Source organism: Mycobacterium sp. E3298 (assembly GCF_001666895.1).
Taxonomy (GTDB): Bacteria; Actinomycetota; Actinomycetes; order Mycobacteriales; family Mycobacteriaceae; genus Mycobacterium.
In genome coordinates, this window is sequence record NZ_LZJB01000496.1 from 1 (window position 1) to 5,212 (window position 5,212).

Consider the following 5,212-nt stretch of genomic DNA (forward strand, 5'->3'; position numbering starts at 1 on the left):
TGGCCCGCCGACCTGCACATGATCGGCAAGGACATCATCCGGTTCCACACCGTCTACTGGCCGGCGTTTCTGATGTCGGCCGGGATCGAGCTGCCGCGCCGGGTGTTCGCGCATGGGTTCCTGCTCAACCGGGGCGAGAAGATGAGCAAGTCGGTGGGCAACATCGTCGACCCGGTGGCGCTGACCGAGACGTTCGGCGTGGACCAGTTGCGCTATTTCCTGTTGCGGGAGGTCCCCTTCGGCCAGGACGGCAGCTACAGCGAAGACGCCATCGTCACGCGCATCAACACCGACCTCGCCAACGAGCTGGGCAACCTGGCCCAGCGGTCGCTGTCCATGGTGGCCAAGAACCTGGACGGGGTGGTGCCGACGCCCGGTGAATTCACCGCCGAAGATGCCGAACTGCTGGCGACGGCCGACGGCCTGCTGGACCGCGTGCGCGCCGCCTTCGACGGGCAGGCCATGCACTTGGCATTGGAAGCGATCTGGCTGATGCTGGGCGCCGCCAACCGATATTTCTCCGCCCAGCAGCCGTGGGTGCTACGCAAGAGCGACTCCGCGGCGGACCAGACTCGTTTCGCGACAGTGCTTTACACAACCTGCGAGGCCGTTCGCATCGCGGCGCTGCTGATCCAGCCGGTGATGCCCGAATCGGCGGGCAAGCTTTTGGATCTGCTCGGCCAGGCGCCCGAACAGCGCAGCTTCGACGCGATAGGCAAACGGCTGACCCCCGGCACGGCGCTCCCGGCGCCGACCGGGGTCTTCCCCCGCTACCAAGCCGACTAGCCGCTCGCGAGCCGAGCGCGCCACCAGCTTCACACCGACATTGCCAGGCACAGCGCCGCGACGGCGAGGCCCTGCAGGGTGGCCCTGGTGGTGATCACTCTGTCCCAGTTGCGCTGCAGCGCACGAGCATCGGTCGGCAACTCGGGTCGATCCGCGCCTGCGATGAGTTGCCGGTTGATCGGCGCGCTCACCCGCAGGTAGATCAGCAGCCACGCCAGCAGCAGGAGGACGGCGGCGCCGGCCGCGCCGGCTTGCGCCCAGCGGCCGGACGCCGCGGCGAATGCCAGGCTGATCGTCGCCGCCGCCAGGCCGAGCACGCCGGGTACCGGCATCCGTCGATCCCCATAGCGATGGATGTTGCCGGCAACGGCGAGCAGGGCCCGATCGTCGATGCGGGCCATCGCGGGCCTCAGCACCATCGCGCAGAACACGTCGGTGCCGTAGACCACCCCGGTACCCAGCACCGCGACGACCGCGAAAACGGTGGCGACCATGGCGCACACTCCTCATCTCCCGTAGGTGCTAGCAACGCTAACCCTCGAGAGCGCGGCTGTCAATAGCGTTGCTATCTTCTGTGCCACCGCTAACACGACGTCACCGATGTCGACGTCGGCGCGCCTCCGGACCGCGCGCCGCCGGCCGATCACCGACCCGGTGCGCGAGCGGGCCGACGAAGGTGTTCAGGGATGCCTTCGGCGAGCGGGAAACGAAATACGGCGCCAATCCTGGGCGGGCATCTGCTCGAAGGCCTGTGTATAGCCTATGTTATGCGCCATAATCGGCCGGTGGACCGACGACGCAATCGGCAAGAGGGTGACTCGCCGATGACGACCCTGAAACAGCTGCCGGCACTGGTCGTGCTCGAGCGGATCCCGATCCCGGTGCTGGCGATCGAGAATGACGGCACCATCCTGTTTTCCAACGCCGCGTTCGCCGAGATGATGGGTTATGACCGGGAAGAGGTGTTGGAGCTGAAGTTCCACCAGATCTTCCATCAGGCACCGGCCTCGGATTCGTTGTTATCCGTCGTTCATTCCCTGGCGAACATGGTGGTCGAACTGGCGCACAAGGACGGTTCGGTGGTGCGCGCCCTGATGAGCAAGTCGGCGGCGATGCGCGCCGACGACCAGTTCGTGCTCGCGGCGTTCCAGGATCTGACCGAGCAGTTGTGGCAGGAGGACCGCTAGCGGCGACGCGGCAGGCCCGGGAAATCATTGGCCGGAACGCGTCGACGTCCCGCGGTCGGTCATCGATGTAGGCGAAACCTGTTGGTGGGAATCAGGTCTCGCGCTGGACGGCCGCACGGGACGCGCCGTTATGCGCAGACGCTAACGCCGCCGCCGTGATTCGCGCCTGGTGCGCCACAGGATCACCCCGCCGCCGACGATGGCCACCGCAACCCAGCCCGCGCCGAACCACCACAGCCAGCCGAGGTCGGAGTGCCCCTGCGACGCCGCGGTCGGACCACCGGCTGAGGGCGAGTGCTCGACGGTCACCGGGTCCTGCCCGCCCGGCGCGGACACCACCGCGGCGCCTTTGAGTCGTTGCCAGCGCTTGTTATCGCCGCTGAGCCACCGCAGCAACTCGTCGAGTTGCCCCGGCGCCCCGTTTGATGTCGCCACCAACAGCGACCTGCCGCGGTTGAAAACCACTTGGAGAGAGGCGAACCGGAGATCTGGGTCGAGTGTGAGTTTGGCGGGCTTGCCGTCGGATTGGACGGCATTGACGGTGATGGGCCCGCTCGGCCCGGCAGCCACCGGAAGCGCGACATTGGAGTGATTCCACCCGTCGGCGGAGATCACTATCGCGGGGTCCGACGAGTCGATCGCCTGCTGCGCGGTCGTGACCGTGGTGTAGAGCGGCACGGCGCTGATTCGCTGCAGGCCCACCACGATGCCGATCGCCCGCACCGTGTCTATCAACGAGTGGGCCTCGATGCCCACCTGCATCCGGGGCATCAACGACTGCGGCACCGATTGGAAGCCGTCCGGCACCGGCGGGGCTGCCGGGTCGCTCTGTATTGTGGTGTCGCCGTTGATGTTCAGCGTCAGGAGCTGACTCCCCGGCCCGGCGGTGTAGAAGTCGCCGCAATGCCCGGTGTTGGCGGCGACGTCGAGGACCAGATCAATACTGGTGTAGCGCTGCAGCAGTCGGTCCGGCACATCGATCCAGCGGTCGATGGTGCCGTGGCCGTCGGTCGGCCAGTGGTCGATGGTTTCGGGGCCGATGGTCACGGCGATCTGACCGCCGACGTTCCCCGGTGTCGGGGTGTAGGAACCCTGCAGATGCACGCGCACGTTGTGCACCGATCTGGCGAATCGGGTTTGGTCGATTCCGATCGACACCCGCGGTTGCAGTGACGTCGAGTTGAGAACGGGCTGCGCCAACTCGCGCAACGTCACGCTGCCACCGAGTTGCTGCACGCTCGGTTTGAGCTGTTCCACCGCCGCCTTGGAAGACAGCGCCAACTGCGAGACGTCGTTGAACAACACCGCCGTGTTCGATTCGTCCGACTGGCCGAGCGGTCCGGACATGAGCAACCACGGCACACCCGAGGCGCCTTGTAGCGAAAGCCCGTTGTCAGGGCCCTCTTTGACGACGATCTGACGTTCCAGCGGTTGCGGCGGCGCCGGCGGCGCGGCCTGCCCTTCGGCCAGCGGAATCACCGCGATCTCGGGGGTCTGCCGGCCGTAGTGCGAGGCCGTGGAGGCGGCCAGTTGGACCGCCGTATCGGACTCGTTCGGCGAGGGCGACGGCGGCAGGTAGATGGAAAGCTTGCGCAGCACCGGCGGCAGGAAATGCGCCACCGTGGTGGGCGGCAGTTCGACCCCGGTGTAGGTGATCGACCCGTTGGTCAGGCGCAGCGGGCTCCACGGGTAAAGGCAGTATCCGTCCAATGGCACCACGTACGAACGCAGCGTCACCGACAGCCAATTGTCGTTGACCTCCGCGCCCGCCAGGGGAATGACGATTGGCGCCTGATCGGTGGAGGGCAAATTCAGCCGCGCGATGGTGCGCTCGCCCTGCGTGACAGTGAGCACCCCGGACCGCAGATTGATCGGCATCTCGACGGTGGCGTTCAGTGCCGTCGGTGTCAGGCCATGCAGCACCGGCACGGTGAGCTGTTGGGTACTCGTCACCCCCCAGAATTCCAGGGTGGGAGCGGACCCGATGTCGGTAAGCGACAACGTCGGCGAGTCCGCGGCGGTAGCCGGTTCGCCGGGCGCACCCCACGACGCCGGGGCGCTCATCACCAAAAACCCAACCACCGCGGCCAGCGCGACCACTTTGCCCAGACGTCTCCGGTACATCACCGGAACAGTATGCATTGTGGAATGCGCGTCAACCTCAATTACTGATTCGCCGTCTCGATGGCCGCGAAAGCGGGTGTGGCGCATCCGGCCCGACCGCGCGACCGTGGAGCTCTAGCCGATCAGGGGTTCCGTGTCGGCGTCGGGGCGGGCCGCGATGGCCGGGGCATGACGCATGACTTCGCGACCGAGGAACTGCTGGAAATAGGGCAACGACGCCTCGGTCACCGTGCCGGGCAGCAGGAGCTCCAAGATCTGACGCAGGCGACCGCCGATGTCGACGGGGCCTCCCCTATTGGGTTCACGACGGGTTATCGCATTGAATACCAGTCGCGTTCCGAACATGGCTCCAACGAGGAACTCGGAGAGCACCTTGGGGTCGACGTCCTTGCGGAGGTCTCCCTCGCTGATGGCCCGCCTGGCCTCATCAGCGATCTTCACCGCCAGGTCGGCATAGAAGTCCCCCGCGGCCTCGTTCAATCCGCTTAAGGCACAGGCTAATTGCTCGGCCGTGCGAACGGTCTTGTCCGAGTTGAGCACTACCACGATGGTGAAGGCGCCGTGTAGCAGGTTTTCCAGCCCCGGCGACGAAGACTTGCACACGTTCCCGAATGCCGTGAGCAGGCTCTCGGAGCCTTCCTTGAGGATGTCGGACGCCAGCGATTCCTTCGAATCGAAGTGGTGATACAGGGCGCCTTTGGTCATCCCGGTCCGCTCGATGATCGCCCCCCACCCGGCGGCGGCATACCCGACTTCCCCGAACACCTCGATCGCGGCGTCGATGATCTTCCGCCGAGTGGCTTCGGATCGGACCTGGCGCGGCACTGTCTCTGCACCTCCGGAGTCGCGTCGGGTGCGCGGAGTCATTGATGTGGGTTCACATCCACCGCAAGACGTCCAACGTTAGCAGCCGCTGCCGCGGCTGGCGGGCAGTCTGCTCAACCTGGTCGGCACTAAGGCGAGCCTTGGTCGCTCGAACTGGAGTTGACGGCGAGCGCCGCTCGCCGCCTTAGGAATTGGCTGAAGTAATCGGCCCGGTCCGGTTGCAAGATCCCACCCAAGATCAGCATCCAGCACTTTTCCAGGTCGGTGAGGAACCGTTCCGGGTCGTCCAG

General features: G+C 66.1%; 5 protein-coding genes and 1 pseudogene. 2 read left to right on the forward strand and 4 right to left on the reverse strand.

Features of this window, described 5'->3' with window-relative positions:
* On the forward strand, window positions 1-786 hold a 786-nt coding region (locus A9X05_RS22540; RefSeq protein ID WP_156736913.1), incomplete at its 5' end, for a methionine--tRNA ligase.
* Between the two features lie 29 nt (window positions 787-815).
* Here the strand turns inward: A9X05_RS22540 and A9X05_RS22545 are convergent.
* Window positions 816-1,289: a DUF1772 domain-containing protein gene (locus A9X05_RS22545; RefSeq protein ID WP_156675780.1), complete on the reverse strand. Its 474-nt coding sequence runs from the start codon at window positions 1,287-1,289 to the stop codon at window positions 816-818.
* A 321-nt stretch (window positions 1,290-1,610) separates the two neighbouring features.
* On the opposite strand from A9X05_RS22545, the gene A9X05_RS22550 reads away from it, so the two are divergent.
* Window positions 1,611-1,973, forward strand: a complete 363-nt coding sequence (locus A9X05_RS22550; protein ID WP_067759437.1) for a PAS domain S-box protein — start codon at window positions 1,611-1,613, stop codon at window positions 1,971-1,973.
* Window positions 1,974-2,114: 141 nt separating this feature from the next.
* Here A9X05_RS22550 and A9X05_RS22555 read toward each other — a convergent pair whose 3' ends face one another.
* The 3 genes and pseudogenes from A9X05_RS22555 to A9X05_RS32360 all read right to left on the reverse strand — a co-directional run.
* On the reverse strand, window positions 2,115-4,115 hold the full coding sequence (locus tag A9X05_RS22555) for a hypothetical protein (RefSeq protein WP_067784156.1): 2,001 nt from the start codon (window positions 4,113-4,115) through the stop codon (window positions 2,115-2,117).
* A gap of 96 nt (window positions 4,116-4,211) precedes the next feature.
* A complete protein-coding gene (locus A9X05_RS22560; RefSeq protein WP_067759431.1) occupies window positions 4,212-4,922 on the reverse strand; it encodes a TetR/AcrR family transcriptional regulator in 711 nt (236 codons plus the stop codon).
* Window positions 4,923-5,050: 128 nt separating this feature from the next.
* A pseudogene (locus tag A9X05_RS32360) lies at window positions 5,051-5,212 on the reverse strand (TetR/AcrR family transcriptional regulator); the annotation flags it as partial.